19 protein-coding genes are annotated in these 16,059 nt (G+C 34.5%); 8 read left to right on the top strand and 11 right to left on the bottom strand.

Going from position 1 to position 16,059, the window contains the following annotated elements:
* Window positions 1–336 precede the first annotated feature (336 nt).
* Both AC1P5O_RS14530 and AC1P5O_RS14525 read left to right on the top strand, forming a co-directional pair.
* On the top strand, window positions 337–1,902 hold the full coding sequence (locus AC1P5O_RS14530; protein ID WP_348942337.1) for an AAA family ATPase: 1,566 nt from the start codon (window positions 337–339) through the stop codon (window positions 1,900–1,902).
* A 20-nt stretch (window positions 1,903–1,922) separates the two neighbouring features.
* A complete protein-coding gene (locus AC1P5O_RS14525) occupies window positions 1,923–3,035 on the top strand; it encodes a hypothetical protein (protein ID WP_348942338.1) in 1,113 nt (370 codons plus the stop codon).
* Between the two features lie 70 nt (window positions 3,036–3,105).
* Here AC1P5O_RS14525 and AC1P5O_RS14520 read toward each other — a convergent pair whose 3' ends face one another.
* From AC1P5O_RS14520 to AC1P5O_RS14505, 4 genes are all read right to left on the bottom strand, one after another.
* Window positions 3,106–3,420 carry a BrnA antitoxin family protein gene (locus AC1P5O_RS14520; protein ID WP_348942340.1) on the bottom strand — a complete coding sequence of 105 codons (315 nt, stop codon included), beginning with the start codon at window positions 3,418–3,420 and terminating at the stop codon, window positions 3,106–3,108.
* The gene (locus tag AC1P5O_RS14515) at window positions 3,407–3,694 is read right to left on the bottom strand and encodes a BrnT family toxin (protein WP_151676414.1); all 288 of its coding nucleotides are present in this window, start codon (window positions 3,692–3,694) and stop codon (window positions 3,407–3,409) included. The genes AC1P5O_RS14520 and AC1P5O_RS14515 overlap by 14 nt, the downstream gene beginning before the upstream one ends.
* A gap of 228 nt (window positions 3,695–3,922) precedes the next feature.
* Window positions 3,923–4,240 carry a hypothetical protein gene (locus AC1P5O_RS14510; RefSeq protein WP_262472599.1) on the bottom strand — a complete coding sequence of 106 codons (318 nt, stop codon included), beginning with the start codon at window positions 4,238–4,240 and terminating at the stop codon, window positions 3,923–3,925.
* Window positions 4,241–4,550: 310 nt separating this feature from the next.
* Window positions 4,551–5,105: a hypothetical protein gene (locus AC1P5O_RS14505; protein WP_086044968.1), complete on the bottom strand. Its 555-nt coding sequence runs from the start codon at window positions 5,103–5,105 to the stop codon at window positions 4,551–4,553.
* A gap of 233 nt (window positions 5,106–5,338) precedes the next feature.
* On the opposite strand from AC1P5O_RS14505, the gene AC1P5O_RS14500 reads away from it, so the two are divergent.
* Window positions 5,339–5,902, top strand: a complete 564-nt coding sequence (locus AC1P5O_RS14500) for a tetratricopeptide repeat protein (protein WP_004734498.1) — start codon at window positions 5,339–5,341, stop codon at window positions 5,900–5,902.
* 73 nt (window positions 5,903–5,975) lie between these two features.
* Here AC1P5O_RS14500 and AC1P5O_RS14495 read toward each other — a convergent pair whose 3' ends face one another.
* The 3 genes from AC1P5O_RS14495 to AC1P5O_RS14485 form a co-directional block, all read right to left on the bottom strand.
* Entirely contained in the window at window positions 5,976–6,269 is a 294-nt protein-coding gene (locus tag AC1P5O_RS14495; RefSeq protein WP_159373035.1) for a type II toxin-antitoxin system RelE family toxin, read from the bottom strand.
* Window positions 6,259–6,504: a type II toxin-antitoxin system RelB/DinJ family antitoxin gene (locus AC1P5O_RS14490; RefSeq protein ID WP_000246755.1), complete on the bottom strand. Its 246-nt coding sequence runs from the start codon at window positions 6,502–6,504 to the stop codon at window positions 6,259–6,261. The genes AC1P5O_RS14495 and AC1P5O_RS14490 overlap by 11 nt, the downstream gene beginning before the upstream one ends.
* Window positions 6,505–7,261: 757 nt before the next feature.
* Window positions 7,262–7,789 carry a plasmid pRiA4b ORF-3 family protein gene (locus tag AC1P5O_RS14485; RefSeq protein ID WP_000537573.1) on the bottom strand — a complete coding sequence of 176 codons (528 nt, stop codon included), beginning with the start codon at window positions 7,787–7,789 and terminating at the stop codon, window positions 7,262–7,264.
* Between the two features lie 223 nt (window positions 7,790–8,012).
* On the opposite strand from AC1P5O_RS14485, the gene AC1P5O_RS14480 reads away from it, so the two are divergent.
* The 3 genes from AC1P5O_RS14480 to AC1P5O_RS14470 all read left to right on the top strand — a co-directional run bounded on the left by AC1P5O_RS14480 (window position 8,013) and on the right by AC1P5O_RS14470 (window position 11,302).
* Window positions 8,013–8,615 (top strand): recombinase family protein, encoded by a 603-nt coding sequence (locus tag AC1P5O_RS14480; RefSeq protein ID WP_499006231.1) that lies wholly within the window; start codon window positions 8,013–8,015, stop codon window positions 8,613–8,615.
* Between the two features lie 774 nt (window positions 8,616–9,389).
* Complete coding sequence (locus AC1P5O_RS14475) at window positions 9,390–9,599, top strand: hypothetical protein (protein WP_005249157.1); 210 nt, start codon at window positions 9,390–9,392, stop codon at window positions 9,597–9,599.
* Between the two features lie 248 nt (window positions 9,600–9,847).
* Window positions 9,848–11,302, top strand: a complete 1,455-nt coding sequence (locus AC1P5O_RS14470; RefSeq protein ID WP_005249159.1) for a SulP family inorganic anion transporter — start codon at window positions 9,848–9,850, stop codon at window positions 11,300–11,302.
* Window positions 11,303–11,584: 282 nt separating this feature from the next.
* Here AC1P5O_RS14470 and AC1P5O_RS14465 read toward each other — a convergent pair whose 3' ends face one another.
* The 4 genes from AC1P5O_RS14465 to mobQ form a co-directional block, all read right to left on the bottom strand.
* Window positions 11,585–12,121, bottom strand: coding sequence for a plasmid replication DNA-binding protein (locus AC1P5O_RS14465; RefSeq protein WP_063454693.1), 537 nt, complete (start codon window positions 12,119–12,121; stop codon window positions 11,585–11,587).
* A gap of 67 nt (window positions 12,122–12,188) precedes the next feature.
* Window positions 12,189–13,112 carry a replication initiation protein RepM gene (gene repM, locus AC1P5O_RS14460; RefSeq protein WP_004282204.1) on the bottom strand — a complete coding sequence of 308 codons (924 nt, stop codon included), beginning with the start codon at window positions 13,110–13,112 and terminating at the stop codon, window positions 12,189–12,191.
* A gap of 202 nt (window positions 13,113–13,314) precedes the next feature.
* Window positions 13,315–13,548, bottom strand: a complete 234-nt coding sequence (locus AC1P5O_RS14455; RefSeq protein WP_159038088.1) for a hypothetical protein — start codon at window positions 13,546–13,548, stop codon at window positions 13,315–13,317.
* Between the two features lie 101 nt (window positions 13,549–13,649).
* A complete protein-coding gene (gene mobQ, locus AC1P5O_RS14450; RefSeq protein ID WP_004728107.1) occupies window positions 13,650–15,086 on the bottom strand; it encodes a MobQ family relaxase in 1,437 nt (478 codons plus the stop codon).
* Between the two features lie 170 nt (window positions 15,087–15,256).
* Here mobQ and AC1P5O_RS14445 point away from each other — a divergent pair, with 170 nt between their 5' ends.
* Together AC1P5O_RS14445 and AC1P5O_RS14440 are read left to right on the top strand one after the other, a co-directional pair.
* Window positions 15,257–15,562: a hypothetical protein gene (locus AC1P5O_RS14445; RefSeq protein WP_499006227.1), complete on the top strand. Its 306-nt coding sequence runs from the start codon at window positions 15,257–15,259 to the stop codon at window positions 15,560–15,562.
* Between the two features lie 14 nt (window positions 15,563–15,576).
* The gene (locus tag AC1P5O_RS14440; RefSeq protein WP_001061745.1) at window positions 15,577–15,885 is read left to right on the top strand and encodes a hypothetical protein; all 309 of its coding nucleotides are present in this window, start codon (window positions 15,577–15,579) and stop codon (window positions 15,883–15,885) included.
* The last annotated feature ends 174 nt before the right edge of the window (window positions 15,886–16,059 follow it).

The following is a 16,059-nucleotide window of genomic DNA, read 5'->3' as shown; positions in this document are numbered from 1 at the left end:
AAAGTCATTTGAATGATTTCTTCTTGGTCTACGTGTCATAAAATACTCCATATATTGATGTTTATAACATCATTTGGGGAGCAAAATATCACTTATAAGTGTTGTTCAAATTTCCTGATCCACCTCTTTTTTACCTCACTTTTTTGATTGCGTATAAGAGATTTTATGTTAAATGATTGAGAAAAGGCTTCCGCTCAAAGCTTCTATGATTTGATTTTTATCTATAACCATGTACGACTAGTACCTTATTAATCCTAAATAAAAAATGAAATTTATATGGATTAATAAATACAAGTATCTAATATATAGATGTTTATAGACTCTAAACTGGTTGTCATGTCAAAATTAAAAGCAATACGCTTAAAAAACTTAAGAAGTTTAAAAGATACAGGTGATATAGAATTAAAACCAATTACGATACTAGTTGGAAAAAATAGTGTTGGGAAAAGTACTTTTCTTAGAACTTTTCCTTTATTGAGACAAAGTTGTGAGAAGGAAACAAGAGCACCTATTTTGTGGTACGGGAATTTAGTTGATTTTGGTGATTTTGGTACAGCATTAAATAAAAAGACAAAGTCAATAGATGAAAATGACTATATTGAATTTTCATTTAATATGGAGCTTGATAGCTTAGGATATTATTATAGATCAATTATAAATGAACCTAAAAAAATAAATACAAAAATTTCATTAAGAATGAAAGAGTTTAATAAGTCTAGTTATGCCTCCCAATTAAGAATTAATATTTTTGGAAATACAATAAAATTAGAATTAGATCAAAATCAGGAATTTGAAAAAATATCAATTAATGATAATTCCTTTGATAAGGAATATTTTAAAGATAGAGGTTGTAGATATCAGGTAATACAAAGAAAACTCTTACCTATACCAAGACTTTTAAAAGCAGTTAAAACAAAAGATAGAAAAATGGAATTTTTTACTGAGTCGTACCTATTTAATGAATATTTAACAGAAAGAATTACTAGATTATGTCGGAAAAATACAAGCATAGAAACTATTAATCATTTAGTTGAAAATATTCCTTGGGCATCTAGTTCAGAGATATATGACTACTTTTGTAGTCAACAGATAATAATTGGATTAGCTAAAAATATTTCTCAGAAAGGTATTGATAGTGATGTTTTTAAAGATATTTTATGTTTCTTTTATCTAGGTCTATTTGAAAATTTAGTAAGAATACATAATGAAGAGCTATCAACAATATTTAGCTCAGTACGATATTTAGAACCATTAAGAGCTACAGCACAAAGATATTATAGAAGACAAGAACTTGCTATTGATGAAATTGATTCAAAAGGATCAAATATTGCAATGTTTTTAGATAGCTTAAATTATACTGAGAAATCAAATATAAACAAAATATTAAAAGATGAGTTTGATATAGAATTAAATGTAACTAAAGAAAATGGACACTTAGCATTAACTATTAAAAATGGTGATATAAAAGAAGCTACAAATATTGCTGATTTAGGAGTTGGTTATTCTCAAATTCTTCCTTTTATAATTCAATTGTGGGATTGCAATAATAGAAAAAACACAAGAAATAGCTTCTTAAGACTTCATACAAGGCTAGAAAATAATAGTTTATTTGTAGTTGAACAACCTGAGCTACATTTACATCCAGCTTACCAAGCAAAAATTGCTGATGTTATTTGTAAAATGAAAAAAACAGATGTTGTAAACGTAAATTTAATAATAGAAACACACAGTCCTCATATTATTTATCGTTTAGGTGAATTAATAGAATTAGAGGAAATAGATAAGGATGCAATACAAGTCCTAATTTTTGAAGAAGGCGAAGATGGAACATCAATAACCAAGTCTACTTTTGACATAAATGGTCGTTTACAAAATTGGCCTATTGGTTTTTTCCAGCCTTAATTCTATGTGTGAATAGTTATATGTATATGTATTTAATGGATAATATTTGCTCACTGAATTTTGATTCTGATGACTTAACAAATGTAAGTGCTTTAGAAAATTTAATTAATTCAGCATACGATGGTGCCAATATACTGGATGCTTCTCCAAGAACTATTAGGTTCTTAAAGGAATCTAATTTCTTAAGTAAGACTTGTGTGAAAAAGTTATCCCAAATTGAAGATTTTAACCGAGAGGTTGGTCAGTTATATAAGAATATACCTTATAAAGTATATGTTTCTGGGGAAAATATTTTATTAAATAAGACAATAGATGGTTGGTATATTTCATTAAGATCAGTATCTTATGGTAAGTTCTCATGTCTGGATTTATTAGCAGAAGATGAAAGTGATGCAAAACTATTGATATTAGCAATGAAGCATTATCAAGAATTAAATCCTAATTTAAAATTTTTTAATATTAAAGCTAAAGCATCTAATGGTGGTGGTGGAAATATTAAACATGTTCTAGATTCAAAGTTACAGGATCAAGAAAACTTCTTAATATGTTTTTGTGATAGTGATAAATTATCCTTAAAATCAGACCTAAGTTATGTTACTAAAGAGTGTAAAAGAATAGTTGAAAGTTCAACTTTTCCAGTTGGTTTTTTTCACACTATTGGTCGTGAAATAGAAAATGATCTACCCCACTATTTCATTGATCAAGTTATTGAAATAAATAATAATAATGATGTTCTATCTGCATTTGATGATTTGAAGAAAATTTACTCTGATATTGATGTTTCTATATATTTATATACGGATATTAAACAGGGAGTGACTATACAAAATATAAAAAATATTTCTTGTTCTTCGTCTAAAGAATTCTGGAAAGAGAGTATTTCGAAACTTATTGAACATAATTTTTTGGATGAGAATATTAGTATTGAAAGTACACCAGATAACACCATTGTTACTAAACATATATCTAAGTCGATTGCAGGTAATGTTTTAAGTTGGCTTAACTTTGAATACGATAGAAAACCTAAACGAGTGCATGAAATTATTAAGACTAATAATGATGCACAGCCATGGTTAACACATGGTGAAAATTTGTTTTGGTTTGCTTCTGGGATGAAAAAAGGGAGAATTTAGATTTTTCTTTTCTAGAATTAAAATCATATACGTTATGTGAAGTTGAAAATGGGAGCTTAAGCTCCCATTTCTATTGATGATTTTTTAATTCTTTGAGCATAGCATCCCGCAAAATTTCATTCATTCGTGTTTGATAGCCTTTGCCTTGAGCTTTAAACCATGCAAGTACATCAGCATCTAAACGGATGGAAGTCTGTTGCTTCACTGGGCGATAGAATTGATTATGGCGTACAGCATTGCTCCAGTCTGTAATTTCAGGAATATCTGATAGATCTAGGTGATCATCAGGACCCGTCCCTTTAGCAAGCAAGCGTTCAATTTCAGCATCTTGCTTGTCGCTGAATTTTTCATTCAGTTCTTTGCGTGAGTATCTAACCGTTCTCATATTTATCTCGCTCCGCCTTGGTGACTTGCCTTGCACTAATGATTCGTATGATTTCACAGTCATCTTCATCAAAGATGGTGTGAGCTACTAACATCATTAGTACGCCTCTTACTTTTCCAATGGTTTGCCAACGTTCTTCACCATTGGTATGTCTGTCCTGGATTGAGATCCTCAGCGGATCTTCAAAAACAAGGCTTGCCGTTTCGAAAGAGACATCGTGTTTTTTCTGATTCTTTCGATTCTTTGCCTCATCCCATTCGAAATACTGTTCCATAAAAAACATTCAAATTTGTATATACAATAATGTATCACAAAATTGTATCACTCAAGTTCAAAAGCGTAATTATTAGTCAAATTTATTGGCAAGAACTATCAAAACTGCTCATAAAAAAGCCGACTTGTTTCCAAGTCAGCTTTTCGACATCGTCGAGCATTATCACTATAACACAAGTATTTGATTTTTATGTGTTTAAAATATGCATTTCGTATAATGCCCATTATGTTAAATGGAGTCTTTATGAGAAATTAATAATCTATGTTTGTTTGAGATTGAAGTATATTTAAAAAAATTAAGTTGTTTTTTTAAATGCATAACTTCATCTTTTAGTTTTTCGATTTGTTGATCTCTTTCGTCCCGTATAGGGGAAGTAATTTCACCCAATTTTTTAACTAACTGGCTATATTCAATTAAGTTATTGTAGTCAAGTTCGAAATCTCCGCTTTTTATATATTTAAGTATAGTCGAGCGAGGTTTTCTATACGCTATAGCAGCATCACTGATCGAAAGTTTTTTTAAAAAATGATGATGTTGACTTATCATATTATTTCACTTAAGACATTATTGATTTGGTATATATATGTTAATGAAATTAACATATATAAGATATAAATCTTCAATCATTGTTGGTTGATAATTGAACGTTTACTTTACACATACCCTACTCTGATAATTTTTCTATTATTAAATCAATACGCTTTTAAGAATTTATATTATTAACATAATACACGTTATACGAAATTAGAAAAATGAGTTTATTGCACTGATATTTATCTGTTTTTTAAATTTTAGACCTGGGTTGGTGCCCAGGTTTTTTTATTGCGTATAACAACCATTATGTTAAATGGGAGGATTAGATCCATCCTCCAGTAATAAAATCTCCTGAATCATATCCAATAGAGTACCCAACCTTTCTTTCTGGGTAAGCGGTTTTATAATGATTCATTGACGCTTGTGCCAGTTTAAGTGCATAAGCTAAGAACAAAGGATATTCAGCATAATTATCCAGTTCTGTTTCATCTGCTAAATCTTCAATAGATCGTAAAATTTCAGAGCTAAAAGTGCCTTGCTCAGGATAGTATGTTCTAGCTTCAGACATCCAATCTAAGTTATCTTCTTCTGCAATGTATTGATCTGATACTGCAAAATATAGATATCCATTATCAGAAAGACCAAACCAAAACCCTTGCTCAATAAAGGGAGAAGCCTCTTTTTCTAAAGAGTCAATTACGTGGGCTGCTAAACTTTTAACTTCTGTTGTGTAATCTAATTCTTTGAATAGGTCCCAACTTTTGTTTGGCTGCATTTCATGACAATGATTGATGATCGTTGTCATGAAATTATCAATATCTAGATCATTTTTATGAAGATCAATTTCTTTAAAGATTTTTACGAAGTCAAATGACATAAATAGCCTACATTTTTCCAAAATTTAAATAATTAAGAAACGTTTAGATTCCCTAAAATTAACATACTGCACGTTATACGAAATTTAAAAAATGAGATTATCCTTATGATAATTAAAGAAATTTAAAAATTTCGTATAATCGCCATTATGTTAAATCACTCTAATTTTTCATCTTAATAAAGTATTATTAATAACATAACGAATTAAATATAACTTTGATTTGAAGGCATAAAATGAAATTTTTCAAACTTGCATCTATTGCTCTAGGACTGATCTTTTCTATGGAAACTTTGGCAAATCCAACATTTTCAAATGAGTTATTAACAAAGGCTGAAAATGGTGATTCATCAGCACAATTAGAATTAGCCGATGTATATATACATGGTTACGGTATTGAAGAAGATGAAGCTCAAGCCGAAAGCTGGGCTATTAAGTCAGCGGAAAGTGGCAATATCGATGCAATGTATTGGCTTGGTGATGGGTATGCGACATACGCTGGTTTAGTTGAAGATATGGACCCAACTGATGCTGAAGAACATTATAAGAAAGCTTTTGTGTGGTTCTCAAAAGGATCTGACTTAAATCATACTGATTCTATGGTGGGTTTAGCTAATTTATATCGTAATGGTGAGGGAGTTACTGAAGATACTGCTAAGGCATTATATTTATTTAAAAAAGCTGCGTCTCTTGGCAGTAAAGAGGCTATGAGGGATCTTGAATTTATGTATCGATATGGAATAGGTGTAGAAAAAAATTTAGATAAAGCAAAATTTTGGGAAGATAAGGCACAGATGTAACTATGTAGAATAATTAAAATTAACATAATACACCTTATACGAAGCCAAAAATGGGAGCTATAAGCTCCCATTTTTAGTCTTTAATTCGCTTTTTCGCTTCGTCATAAACCATGCTATCAGCTCGTTTTCCGACGGTAATGAGCAGGATAACTACCTGATTATCTTTAACTTGATAGACAAGTCGGACACCAGCTTTTAATAATTTGATTTTATAGCAACCTGCAAGATCGCCTCTAAGCATATTCTTTGGAATATGTGGCTGCTCTATGACTTTGGCTAGTTTCTTTTTAAATTGATCTCGTATAGCAACAGGGAGTTTTTCCCATTCTGCTGTAAAGTCCTTGTGACGTAAAAGCTTATAAGTCATCTAATGTGACTTCCTCAAACATCTCTTTAGGATCATTAATGCGCTTACGGACAAGAGCTAATAATTCTTCATCTTCTTCCGAAAGCAAAGCTTTTTTGACAGGCAGTTTCCCAGTCGTAGCAACATACTCAAGAATACTAGTGAAGAAATCCGTAGGTGCAATACCTTGCTCTTTAAGGATTGAATAAGATTTTTCTTTAAGGGCTTCATCGATCCTGAAGTTAACAGTAGCCATCATATTTCCCAAGTATTTAATGTACTAGGAACAGTGTAATGCAAATTGCATTACAAGTCGACTTTGCATAACAGCCATTATGTTAAATAGAATCAAAAAACCTCCAATAAAATCGTTATAGTATTATTATTTATTGAGTAGATAAGAGAATTAAATTAGTGAAATACTCAAATGAAAAAATAGTAAAAGCTCTCTTACTTTCTCCTTTACCACTACTTTTTTTCACAGCAGTCCTGTTTATCGTAATGAATCAGGAATACAGCCTATACTCGATTTTAGTGGTTCTTGTAGGGCACGGTCTTGTCTACTTGGCTTATTGTATTTTGACTGTACCTTTCAGCTTCATATTCTCAATTCTTTTAAATCGTTATAACAGTCTTAATTTATTAACTATCTGTATTGCCTCTATAATTATTGCTACTCCATTTTTTATTCTTTTTGGATGGAGTCACACAGGAGAAATTTCGAAAGAGTGGTGGAAGATGTATACAGATACATGGACTATCTTTATGGCTCTATTTCCTGGCTTATGTTATTGGCTATTTCTGATTAACCTAAAAGATAAGAAATCAAAGAATATTGAATAAACCATTGCATAGAGATTCTTAAATTTCCCTAAAATTAACATAATACACGTTATACGAAGTTAAAAAATCGAGTCTAAAAACTTAATTTTTATGTATTTTTTTTAAATTAAAACCTAGGCCAGTGCCTAGGTTTTTTCATTTCGTATAACAGCCATTATGTTAAATCAGGTTTAAAACTTAATATCATGTGAATTAAAGTAGGTCGGATCAAACTCTATCTCTCCTATTTCATCCTCGATAATTTGCATGTAATCGTCATATCTTGGATGTTTAGGGTCTTGTAATGCATCTAAAATATCAAGATATCCAAAAATTCCTCCAATATCTTCAAATGGAGCATGATTTTGACCATCTATACAACATGGATATTTTTTATTTAAATCAGGAGATTGTCTGCTTTCTACAGTAATCAAATGTTCCCAACAATCGCCAAAATCATATGTATATATAATTTTTTTACCTACACGTAGAACTTCTTTCAATTTTTGTCTTTTATTGATCTTTTCATGCTTAATAGTCGTGAATTCATGTAAATGGCTATCTTCCCAATCAAAAGCAGATTGAATTGCCTTATGGAGCGTAGATAAAGTAGCTGCCGATGAAATTTGAATAGTTCTCCAGATTTCAGGATCACTGCCTAGAAGACTAATTTTTAATTGAAAAACTTCATCAGAAGATTTGAGCTTTACAGTTCCCATAACAGCCTAGTTCTCAAAAAATAGTTTTAGTAAATCTAAAATTAACATAATACACGTTATATGAACTTACCAGGCATGCCCTTCTGTCATGATTTTTCTATCAAAAGAGTATAGCTGAATGATAGCGAGCCAAATCGCATACAATATCTATCATTAGACTTAATGCAATAATTAAATGATATTGTTATCATTAATCTAATAGAATTAAGATTAAATGATAAAAATGAATACACGTATTTATCTACGAGCTTCAACTAAAGATCAAGATGCAGAAAGGGGTTTGCAAATTCTTCAGGATCTAAACCAAAACTTGAATTTGGGTAAAACCATTGTGTACGTGGAAAACTATAGTGGTACGAAGTTAGACCGACCTGAATTGAATAAGCTACTGTCAGAAGCAAATCAAGGTGACACCTTGTTGGTTGAAAGTATTGACCGATTATCACGCCTAACCCAACAGGATTTTCAAGAGCTGAAGCGCAGGATTCAGGAGAAAGGACTTCGATTAATTGTGGCAGATCTTCCTACTACCTACCAAATGATTCAAACCAGTGACAGCATTACTCATTCAATCCTGGAACTCATCAACAATATGTTAATTGATCTCCTGGCAACAATGGCCCGCCTGGACAATGAGAAACGTATAGAACGTATTAAGCAGGGCCTGGCACGCTCGGGTTACAAGCCAACAGGTAAGAAAGCCAATGAGGCTAAGCACAAACGAATAAAAGAATTACTAGCAGCTGGCAATATGACTAAGGAAGAAATTGCCAAAGCAGTGAATTGTGGAGTTGCAACTGTTTATCGAGTTGCTAAAGTCATTTAAAAAGGCTTGTATCAGTGCTTCCCTTATGTCATATCTATTTACAAAGGAACAAGGCATTCTTAAAGATCAAAAGAAGGGATTAATGATGAAAAAGCATTTGATTTTACTTGTTTTTATAGTGATGGTTTTTATTTTAGCTCTAGTTGTAAAGATTAATAATGATCATAAAAAAGGGCAAGCATTAAACAAATTGGAACTAGTTGAAAAGCAAATCCATTAGGTAAAAATTGACTTATACTTATTTAACTAACGCTAATAACTAAGCCCAAAAAACACCTAGACCCAGTGCTATACACGCTTAGTTTTTTATATTTCAAAAGAGTATTTTAGCAAATATCATAAAAGACCGGTCTATTCTCAAGCCGGTTTTTTATATCGCAGAGTATCATGGCTTCATCATAGATATATGAATATTAAGATAAATAAAAAGCCCTATAGTCTCTCCCGTTACTATAAGGCTTATAAAACGCTGTAATTTTTTCTTAATTACCTACTTTTCGATGTAGGTTATGAATATATTTTACCTATTGGTAAAAATAAAGATATAAGACAAAAGATGAATACCTTAGGAATTCCGCGTAAAAACTACTAATTTCGTATAACCGCCATTATGTTAAATGGATGGCATTTGGGAGATATTATTTATTCTTTCAATAGGCAGAAACTTGCAGAATTTTTCTTAATTTGTAATCCTTTCGGCTAAGGGTGTCTAGCGTAGCTAAGACAGGTATTAGTTATAGTCGGGCCGCTATAATACGGATGACGAGTGCCTGTATGTTTAACCTAAATATCTTTAATAAGATCTCTAGCGAAGTATTGACCATCAAAAATGATCTTGAGCTGAATTCTGAAAATCAACTGATAACTAAGTATAAGACTTCTACTTCTGAAGATTATAAACAGGCTATTGTTTTGATTTTTAAAGAACGTGGCTATACACGTTTGGAAATAGGTCAATTACTTAGGGAGCCAAAAGCTTCATAAAATACCGATTAAACAAAGCTTGGATATAACATCCAGGCTTTATAAAAAAGTACCTAGCTGTTACCCTTGTCCTGATTTTTTTACTCTAAACCTTCTTTCATCTTATGACACTTACGCCACCTTAAGTTTATTTACCGTCTTAAATCTGTAAATAACTCATCACTGTCTAGTGATGTGGTGTAGTCGCTTGTGTGTTGTATATATCACATCACTAGCCTATCTGAAAAATTAAAAAACAGGCTATGTTTATGTTGTCTAATGTCCGAGAACAGTGGTTCTCTAACATCCGTGGGGATGTACTTGCTGGATTAGTCGTCGGTCTTGCACTCATCCCTGAAGCCATCGCATTTTCAATTATTGCAGGTGTAGATCCTAAAGTCGGTCTATACGCATCTTTCTGTATAGCCGTCGTGATTTCTTTCGTAGGCGGTCGTCCAGCTATGATTTCAGCAGCTACAGGGGCTATGGCACTGCTCATGGTTACTTTGGTCAAAGAGCATGGGCTTGAATACCTGCTTGCAGCAACAATTTTGACGGGTGTAATTCAAATAATGGCTGGCTATTTAAAGCTCGCCAAGTTAATGCGATTTGTATCTAAATCTGTGGTTATTGGATTCGTAAATGCGTTAGCAATTTTAATTTTTATGGCTCAGCTGCCTGAACTGATTAATGTGACCTGGCATGTATATGCTTTAGTTGCTTTAGGTTTGGCGATTATTTATCTCTTCCCTATGATTCCCAAATTAGGAAAATTATTGCCTTCTCCACTTGTCTGCATCATTGCAATCACATTACTGGCAATTGCTCTAGGAATTGATGTAAGAACTGTGGGTGATATGGGATCGTTACCTGACACACTTCCAATGTTCTTGATTCCAAATATTCCTTTGAATATTGAAACATTGATGATTATTTTGCCTTATTCAGTCGCACTGGCGGCTGTAGGTTTACTTGAATCGATGATGACAGCAACCATCGTGGATGAAATGACAGATACACCAAGTGATAAATTCCAAGAATGTAAAGGACAAGGTATCGCGAATATTGCTTCTGGCTTTATGGGGGGGATGGCCGGTTGTGCCATGATTGGTCAATCCATGATTAACGTGAAATCGGGTGGTCTTACACGCTTATCAACATTCTCTGCGGGTATTTTTCTTCTTATTCTGGTTGTATTTATCAGCGATTGGCTCAAAGTGATTCCAATGGCTGCATTGGTAGCGGTAATGATCATGGTCTCTATCAGTACCTTTGAATGGAGTTCTGTCACTCAGTTAAAAGATAATCCTAAGAGCAGTAATATCGTCATGATTGCGACTGTGATTGTAGTTGTTGCTACGCATAACCTGGCTTTGGGTGTGTTAACAGGCGTATTACTTTCAGCTTTGTTCCTAGCGAATAAACTTGAAAATGATATCCAAGTAATAGCATCTTTTGAAGGAACAGCCCGTTTATATGATTTGAGAGGTCAGATCTTCTTTAGTTCTTCTGAAAAATTCATGCAAGGGTTTGACTTTAAAGAGGATGTAAAGGATGTGATTATTGATTTGACCCATTCTCACATTTGGGATGTAACATCAGTCGCCATGCTTGATTCTGTTGTAAATAAATTCCAAAAGAATAGTGTGAATGTCACTGTGCGTGGCTTAAATGAAGCCAGCTCTATCATGATTGATAAGTATGGAACACATGCCAGAATCTAAGTGCAGGAGATTTTACGTTTATGTAGAATCTCTAAAATTAACATAATACACCTTATACGAAATGCGTTATAATTCTCTTGAAAATTCAACGCTGTAGTTCCTAGTTGATAGCCCGAACATCCCTGTTCGGGCTTTTTTTATCTTTTTTAGTGTTCCACGCTTAATAAATAAGCAATGTTCCACGATTTTATTCAGTTTTAATAAACATCATCCGGTTTTTTGAGGAGTCATTATTTCATGTGCTTGCACTGAAATTGGCTCATCAAAAAAGTGGAGTCCTGGTTAACCGTAAGGAAGGAAAAAACGGCTCAGGAAGCCTCTCTTTTTAGGTGTAGGCTCAATATGTTCTGGAACAGGGATGCGTTTGTTCTCTGGAGTAGTCAATCCGTCATAGTTCGATTCAGTCTGTGGCCGAGAATCTGTTGCTATATCCTGTTCAGATTTATGATCGGTAAACGTAGTCATATTGGCTTTTGGAGCTTCCAGTAGGCGCTGCATGGCCTCAATCTGTTCTTGATAAAACGATTCACGTTCTAATGATTGATTTTCTCTCTGTATTGCCTGATTTAATTGTCTTTCCAGCATGTCAACTTGACGTTTTAGCGAGTCAACTTCTGTTAAGTTATGCCTACTAGTTGATTGACTTTGGTTGACACTAGAATTGCTTTTTTGTGGTTCCCCAAAAACTCTCAAGGCTTCTGAAAAGTCAATTAATCCATCCGATCCTTTTGATAAATTTCCTTTCTTTATATGGGCATATACAGCTTGTCTTGAATATCCATATAATTTCGCTAGTTCTGAAACTGACAGTTTTTTCATTATGTAAACCAGTTTTCAAATAGTGTTAATAGTTGATTGTTAACTTTACTATGTCAATTGACATCATTCATTGAAAGCCGACTTTTCGAAGTAATGGCATAAATTCTTTTAATTTATTTGGCTCTTGTAGCATGGTTACAATCCGAGCAGCAAACTGTTCATAGCTTTCATTACCTTGTGAAAGTTTAGCCATCTCAGGAAGTTCTGATAATTTACTAGCAAATAAATATCGTTGTGCATCAGTCAAATTGATTTTTAGCTCTTTGTCCTGACTAATGTCATTGGCTGTATTTGTTGCTGACTTTTTCTGTTTGAAGCTAAATGAAAAGCCCGTAATGGATCTGCCGGTTTTATGTTGTTCAACTTTGACATTAATATCGGTATGTTCATTTACTTGCTTTAATGCAATGTCTAAAACATATTTCTTAAAATCGTACATCCTTTTGTATTCAGTCTCGAGTACACCTATTTTTTGTCTGAAATCGTAGATAGTTATAAGAGGCGTTTTTCCGGTACTACGCCACGCAATCAATATTTCATATAAGCGAACAGCATAAGCACTCGTTAAATTGCTTATTTGCTGTATCTCATACTTTGTAAATTGTTCTTCTAATCGAGTTATTAAAGGCACAATAGCAGGAGCAAAAATAAGTCTAACGACAGCCTCATTATCAATATAAGCAACCTCGCTTACCCATCTTGACTTGTGATTAATGACATTACCTTTTTCACTAAGACTTTGATAACTGAATTGTCTTGCAAATAGGTCATCGCAAGCATCTTTTAAGGCTTGATAAGCAGTATTTCGATGTACACCAAATTGATTGATATAACTTTCAGCATGAACTGTTAATGGATCATTAGCATTTATCCCTTTACCTGATTCCCTGGCCTCAACGATAGCTAAAAGAATTAATCGTTGTTCTACTAGATCAAGGTTATAACTAGCATTAATTAAAGCGTTATCTTTGACAATTAGTTCGGTTTTCATATGAAAAATTTATATTTTTAAGTCAATAAGACGAGGTTATATTATCAACTCGCTTAATGCAAGGTAAACCTCGTTTTAATGCAAGGTAAACCTCGTTTTAATGCAAGGTAAACCTCGTTTTAATGCAAGGTAAACCTCGTTTTATAATCTCTCAAAGCCTTATAAATTCAGGTTTACAGGCTATCTAAAAGCATTTAAAAGCTTAAAAATAATTAAAAGCCCAGGGAATGAAAAATTGCCCTTGGTTTTCGCTTCGCTCAAACTCTATTGAATCTCGCTTTCGCTCGATTCGTCGGGGCAATTTTTGGTTCATATTTTCGTGAATTTGAGAAAAAGCAAAAGCAAGATCAAAAGCAGCTCGGAATTCGCTTCGCTCATAAGCTTTTTTTCTCGCTACGCTCGATTTAGGAATCAAACTTGGAAAGTTCGCACCCATGCGGGATGCTCTGTAGGGTAGGTGATTAATGGATAGGGAGCTTGTAATCAGGGAAAGGGAAGGGCAAATTTTCTCAGTTCGCTCGTAGACACTCGCTCTGTTTAGCGACTCATGCCACGAGATTTCATTTTAGGCGCATGCTGCTGTGCTTTGAGCTGTTGTTCTTGTCTGAGTTTCAGCTGTTGTTCTGCTTTGATCTCATCCACACATTTTTTAATGACTTGGTAGGATGGGTATAGAGTCTGGTATTGCTTGGCTTTGGCCGGATGTTGTTGTTGGTACTGCTTCCAGGCATGTTCTTTAAACTTTTCATTTTCCAATAAATCCTTCACACCATGTTTTTTCTGGTGTTCATGCTGACCTTTCAGCTTTTTGTGTTCCTGGTAAATCGCATCACGTTGGGCTTCCCAGGCTTTTTTTCCAAACAGTAAGGGTTTGTTCTGGGTTAATTCGTTGTGTTGATCGACCAGGCTTTGCAATTTGTCATGACTTTGCTTGAGGCCGCTTTTCACGATCTCTTGGGCAAGCTGCTGATTGAACTCGTTTTGATGTTTGTGGTGCTTGGTCAGGTTTATTTCGGCTTGTTTGAGATTGCGCTGCATAAAATCCAGGTCTAGATTCGCGTCTTTTGCGCTGATTTCGCGTTTTAGCACTTTGCCAAGGGTTTCCCTCTGTTTTTCCTCAAATAGGGCTTTTTCGTCAATTGGTGGCGTTTTAGCGCTATTTTTGATTTGGATCTGCTGTTCTGTTTTCAGTGTGCTGAGTTTTATCTCATTTTCAGCAATTAGAACGTCTATATTTTTGCCGTATTGCAGCTGAGCTTGATTTCTCTCTTTGATTTCATCATTGCTTCGGCTGATTTCGGTCTCAATCCCTTTTCGACGTAGTTCGGTGACTTTCGGTCCTTCGTGCAGGGTGGCTTCCAGGCCATTCTCTTGGTCTTTGTAGCTGCGGTGGTCAACCCGGGCGGTGGACCCGGCCAGATCCAGGTGCATATTGCAGATATCGGCAAAGTGTTCGCGCCAATGTTCGATTTCTCCACTGTGTTTCTGATCCAGTTCCCGGGTTTTCTCAGTAAAACCTTCGGGAGTGAGCTTACGTGTGCTCATCAGGATATGGGCGTGATAATTGCGTTCATCACTGCCGGATCCAGTATGCGGTGCATGGATACAGGCATCGACGGCCACCTGATGTCTGTCCACGATACTGGCGCATAGTTCTTCGAGCATGGCCAGACGTTGTTCCTGGTTCAACTCACTTGGAAAGGCAATTTCAAATTCCCGGGCAACTGTCGAGTTTTTTCGAGTTTCCCGTTGTTCCACTTCGTTCCAGAGTTTTTCCCGATTTTTTAAATGCTCTGGTGCACCTTTGGGTAAATAAATTTCTTTGTATTCCACACCTGTTTTTCGGCTGTAGTCATGTTCTCGGCCTTCACGTTCGCAATAAATCTTTTCACCGGCCCGATAGGCGATTGCAGCAGTGGCGGAACGCCCTGCTGATCGTGCTACGGTTTTGACTGAAAAGTGGTAAATCGCCATGCCTTTTTTTCGCTTTTAAATTTTCACGTAGTGAAATACAACCGTGCCTACGGTTGTCGGGGTATTGGGGGGACCCCAATCGGACTTGCAAACGAAGTTTGCATAAGTGCGCTCTTCGAGGAAAACATTACTATACATATAGCACCTTGAATGCATATTCAAGTGCGCTTATGTTAGGGATGGTTTCCCAGGATGATGGTATTGGATTAATGAGTATTACTGAAACACTAGACAGCAAGATTAAGGCACAGGAAGAAAAGCTAAAACAGTTAAAGGCTCAAAGACAGGCAGCACTAGTAAGAGAACGTGCTAAAGAGAAACAACAGACTCGTAAAGATGATACTAGACGCAAAATTCTAATCGGATCCTGTATGCTAAAAATCACTGAAGAAGATGAACAGGCACGGGCTAAATTGATCGCTCAGATGGACCGGTATTTGACGGATGAAAGAGACAGAAAGTTATTTAATCTTTAATGTAGAACTCTAATATGAATAATTTATCAATAACTTCTCCCAAGGCTCCCTTGATTAAATCTTGGTTTGGTTTTGTCTTAGGTGCAGCATCTGTTGCTATAAGTCTATTTGGCTTATCCAAGAGTTTTGATTTAGCCGGAATTTTAAGTACTTTGGGTTTTTTATGTTTTTGGTATCCTTGGAGTCAAATGACTGGTTGGAAGGATCCAATAAAGAACTTTTTCAAAGTAGATGATCAATCAATGAGTAAATCATGCATCTACTTAACATTGATCGCCACAATACTACTTATAACTTCTACCGTGATAACTTTTATTAATTAAAATTCTAGGAAATATCCATTCATTTGGCTTTATACAAAGTGAGGTTTAGAGGTGGTCCCACTTGTTTGAACAACTAAAAGCTTATTTATAAGTGATATTCTGCTCTAGTTAAGCTACCTTATTTTGTTGTGGTAGCTGGTCATAGTAAAACTCATCTGGAGTCATTTTGTCCAG

It is taken from the genome of Prolinoborus fasciculus, assembly GCF_056724605.1.
Note: the sequence above shows the minus strand (reverse complement) of the source record. Positions and strands in the feature narration are given on the sequence as shown.

What these genes read in the sequence shown, in the direction of transcription:
- AC1P5O_RS14530 (WP_348942337.1), top strand. Translation starts at nt 337, where the DNA reads ATGTCAAAATTAAAAGCAATACGCTTAAAAAACTTAAGAAGTTTAAAA.
- AC1P5O_RS14525 (WP_348942338.1), top strand. Translation starts at nt 1,923, where the DNA reads ATGTATATGTATTTAATGGATAATATTTGCTCACTGAATTTTGATTCT.
- AC1P5O_RS14520 (WP_348942340.1), bottom strand. Translation starts at nt 3,420, where the DNA reads ATGAGAACGGTTAGATACTCACGCAAAGAACTGAATGAAAAATTCAGC.
- AC1P5O_RS14515 (WP_151676414.1), bottom strand. Translation starts at nt 3,694, where the DNA reads ATGGAACAGTATTTCGAATGGGATGAGGCAAAGAATCGAAAGAATCAG.
- AC1P5O_RS14510 (WP_262472599.1), bottom strand. Translation starts at nt 4,240, where the DNA reads ATGATAAGTCAACATCATCATTTTTTAAAAAAACTTTCGATCAGTGAT.
- AC1P5O_RS14505 (WP_086044968.1), bottom strand. Translation starts at nt 5,105, where the DNA reads ATGTCATTTGACTTCGTAAAAATCTTTAAAGAAATTGATCTTCATAAA.
- AC1P5O_RS14500 (WP_004734498.1), top strand. Translation starts at nt 5,339, where the DNA reads ATGAAATTTTTCAAACTTGCATCTATTGCTCTAGGACTGATCTTTTCT.
- AC1P5O_RS14495 (WP_159373035.1), bottom strand. Translation starts at nt 6,269, where the DNA reads ATGACTTATAAGCTTTTACGTCACAAGGACTTTACAGCAGAATGGGAA.
- AC1P5O_RS14490 (WP_000246755.1), bottom strand. Translation starts at nt 6,504, where the DNA reads ATGGCTACTGTTAACTTCAGGATCGATGAAGCCCTTAAAGAAAAATCT.
- AC1P5O_RS14485 (WP_000537573.1), bottom strand. Translation starts at nt 7,789, where the DNA reads ATGGGAACTGTAAAGCTCAAATCTTCTGATGAAGTTTTTCAATTAAAA.
- AC1P5O_RS14480 (WP_499006231.1), top strand. Translation starts at nt 8,013, where the DNA reads ATGAATACACGTATTTATCTACGAGCTTCAACTAAAGATCAAGATGCA.
- AC1P5O_RS14475 (WP_005249157.1), top strand. Translation starts at nt 9,390, where the DNA reads ATGTTTAACCTAAATATCTTTAATAAGATCTCTAGCGAAGTATTGACC.
- AC1P5O_RS14470 (WP_005249159.1), top strand. Translation starts at nt 9,848, where the DNA reads ATGTTGTCTAATGTCCGAGAACAGTGGTTCTCTAACATCCGTGGGGAT.
- AC1P5O_RS14465 (WP_063454693.1), bottom strand. Translation starts at nt 12,121, where the DNA reads ATGAAAAAACTGTCAGTTTCAGAACTAGCGAAATTATATGGATATTCA.
- repM (WP_004282204.1), bottom strand. Translation starts at nt 13,112, where the DNA reads ATGAAAACCGAACTAATTGTCAAAGATAACGCTTTAATTAATGCTAGT.
- AC1P5O_RS14455 (WP_159038088.1), bottom strand. Translation starts at nt 13,548, where the DNA reads ATGGGTGCGAACTTTCCAAGTTTGATTCCTAAATCGAGCGTAGCGAGA.
- mobQ (WP_004728107.1), bottom strand. Translation starts at nt 15,086, where the DNA reads ATGGCGATTTACCACTTTTCAGTCAAAACCGTAGCACGATCAGCAGGG.
- AC1P5O_RS14445 (WP_499006227.1), top strand. Translation starts at nt 15,257, where the DNA reads ATGTTAGGGATGGTTTCCCAGGATGATGGTATTGGATTAATGAGTATT.
- AC1P5O_RS14440 (WP_001061745.1), top strand. Translation starts at nt 15,577, where the DNA reads ATGAATAATTTATCAATAACTTCTCCCAAGGCTCCCTTGATTAAATCT.